Origin of the sequence: Haloarcula sp. Atlit-7R (genome assembly GCF_003666065.1) — an archaeon.
Classification (GTDB): Archaea; Halobacteriota; Halobacteria; order Halobacteriales; family Haloarculaceae; genus Haloarcula; species Haloarcula taiwanensis.
In genome coordinates, this window is record NZ_QXIK01000048.1 from 1 (window position 1) to 765 (window position 765).

The 765-nt window shown below is 52.8% G+C and carries 1 protein-coding gene and 1 pseudogene; one reads left to right on the forward strand and one right to left on the reverse strand.

Annotated elements, in window-relative coordinates; all coding sequences use genetic code 11:
* A pseudogene (locus D3D01_RS22535) lies at positions 1-287 on the reverse strand (CRISPR-associated protein Cas6); the annotation flags it as partial.
* A 254-nt stretch (positions 288-541) separates the two neighbouring features.
* On the opposite strand from D3D01_RS22535, the gene D3D01_RS22540 reads away from it, so the two are divergent.
* Positions 542-765, forward strand: a 224-nt coding sequence (locus tag D3D01_RS22540; protein WP_233563621.1) for a DUF6516 family protein, incomplete at its 3' end; no start/stop codon positions are given.

Below are 765 nucleotides of genomic sequence, written 5' to 3' on the forward strand. Positions count from 1 at the left end.
ACGCGAAACGGCATTTCGCCGATGTTCAGTTCCGGTTCCTCCAGCAAGTCAGCAGCGACGTGTGCCAGTAGCTCCTCCTCTGGCGAGGCGACCAATAGCTTCCGGTCATCACCTGCCTCCATATCGTGGGGAGGAAACGGGTTGGAGTAGACGAATCCCGGCGGCTCGCCGTCGTCATGGCGTTGGTCATACTTGGTGTCGTCAAGCGCTTCCCAGAGCCGGCCACGGAGCTTGTGGTGATAATCGTTCTGATAAGCTGCATCCGCGCGTGCCGACAAATGAGTCATTACACGCACTCGGATGACTCACCTTTGAAACACATACAATCTGATGTATATACTGGCACAATATAAAACACAAGCGGTATTAAAAAATATCAGACATTACTTGTATCGATTTGAGATGATATAGCCCTACTGATCGTGATTATCGCGGTTTGATTGACCGAGCTTTATAATGATTTGCACAGCGTAGTTTCCAGTGCGTTGTTTGAGGAACCAACACTTCTTTATCGTTGGCTACGAAACCAACGTAGTACCGGATGGAACCTACGGCCGACGACCTCGATGGATACGACAACGCCACAGTGTACGAGGACGGGACTGTCGTTCGCGTCTCAATCCGGCGGACGGACGACGACGCCTATCCGTCGGGGTGGCGGTACACGCTTCACTACGGAGCATTGACCGCCGGTTCCGAGACGCTCGACGACGGAACGATCCGTCGCTACGATAACTCACACGAGGATACGAAAGGCCACGAATT